General features: G+C 72.3%; 1 protein-coding gene and 1 pseudogene. Both read right to left on the bottom strand.

Annotated elements, in window-relative coordinates; all coding sequences use genetic code 11:
* Positions 1-137: 137 nt before the first annotated feature.
* Positions 138-1,043 (bottom strand): pseudouridine-5'-phosphate glycosidase, encoded by a 906-nt coding sequence (locus ACYVE7_RS33595; RefSeq protein ID WP_460370550.1) that lies wholly within the window; start codon positions 1,041-1,043, stop codon positions 138-140.
* A gap of 140 nt (positions 1,044-1,183) precedes the next feature.
* Positions 1,184-1,706: pseudogene (locus ACYVE7_RS33590) on the bottom strand (sulfotransferase); the annotation flags it as partial.

The raw sequence follows: 1,706 nt of genomic DNA, 5'->3' as shown, positions 1-1,706 counted from the left end.
CGCCCACGCCGCGGTGTTGGCGGCCGACCCGCCGGGCCGCACCGCGATGTCGGCGGGGGTGTCGCCGCCCGGCAGCAGCGCCTCGCCGTGCAGGGCCAGCACATCGGTGACGACGTCGCCGATGACCAGCAGCGAGATCACCGGGACCATGCGACGGCGATCCGCGCGCCGAGCCTGACGTTCCCCCCGACGGCCGCGAGGTTGGCTTCCAGCGACGCGCCGCCGGTCCCGTCCACCAGGTACTTCAGCAGGAACGGGGTGCTGGCCTGGCCGCTGATCCCGGCCTCGGCGGCGGCCGTCAGCGCCTCGGTGAGGACCCGGTCGTGCAGTTCGGGGTCGAGCTGGAGCTCCCGCGGCACCGGGTTGGCGACGATCAGCGCGGTCCGCGGGCCGTCCAGGGCGTCCTGGCCGCGCATGGCGGCCGCGATCTGCTCGGGCTCCCGCACCGTCCAGTCGACGGGCTCGCCCGAGCTCGACAGGTAGAAACCGGGGAAGGTCTCGGTGCGGTACCCCGCCACGGACACGTTCAGGGTCTCCAGCCGCTGCAGGGTCGCCGGGACGTCGAGGATCGACTTCACGCCCGCGCACACGACCGTGATCCTGGTGCGGCTCAGCAGATCGAGGTCGGCCGACTCGTCCCAGGAGTCCACCCAGCCGCGGTGCACGCCGCCCAGCCCGCCGGTGGCGAACACCCGGATCCCGGCGCGTGCGGCGAGGAAGGCCGTCGCCGACACGGTCGTCGCGCCGCTCGCGCCCGTGCCGAGCGCCAGCGGCAGATCCCGGTAGCCGAGCTTGCGCAGGCCCCGGTCGGTGCCGATCCGCTTCAACCCGTCCGCGTCGAGCCCGACGCGTGCGACGCCGTCCAGCACCGCGATGGTCGCGGGAACGGCGCCCTCCTCCCGTACGGAACGCTCCAGTTCGTGCGCGACCTGGAGGTTGCGCGGTTCCGGCAGCCCGTGCGAGATGATCGTCGACTCGAGGGCGACCACCGGCCGTCCCTCGGCGAGCGCCTCACGTACCTCATCCGCTACCACGATCGACATCCGTTACCATCCCAATCCGATGCATTTGAGCTTTTTGACACGCTATGTCGATCATCTACTGGAATACCAGTAGCGACGCGTGTCGGCATCGGTGAAGAGGGAAGCCGCCGGACGGGCGGTGCGGGGGTTCGCGCCGGACGTCAGCCGAGCAGTTCGGGGTTCCAGGCGACGCCGAGGTGGTCGCAGAGCCTGCGGGCCTGCTTCTCCGGGTCGGCCAGCAGCTCCTCGTGGGCGACGGTCAGGCCGTGCAGGCAGGAGCGGGCCGCCTCCAGCTCCGCGAGGTGCTCCGCCGGGCCGGCTGCGCCGGTGAGGAACAGGAAGCGCGCGCCCGGCCAGGCCTGGTCGATGCGGCGCCAGATCAGCACGTTGATCTCCGAGGAGTCGACGATGATCCGCTTGCCGGTGCGGACCAGCTCATGGTGGAGCACCCGGTCCCAGAGGAGGTGCTCCAGCTCGTCGCGGTTCAGGCCGAGCGCCGCCATGACGTCGTCGGTGAACTCCCGCTTCGCCTGGACTTTGATCGACGGCAGGTCGAGATCGCTCGGGGCGGTGATGCCGGGGTGCCGGTCGAGGATCCGGCGCAGGTCCGCGACGCCGGAGCCGGGCGCGGAGAGCACGAAGACCGGCGAGGCGACGAGCCGGGAGCCGACGGCGGCCGCGGCC

This window comes from Actinocorallia lasiicapitis (genome assembly GCF_054778695.1).
This window is presented reverse-complemented; position numbering and strand designations above follow the sequence as displayed.

What these genes read in the sequence shown, in the direction of transcription:
- ACYVE7_RS33595 (WP_460370550.1), bottom strand. Translation starts at nt 1,043, where the DNA reads ATGTCGATCGTGGTAGCGGATGAGGTACGTGAGGCGCTCGCCGAGGGA.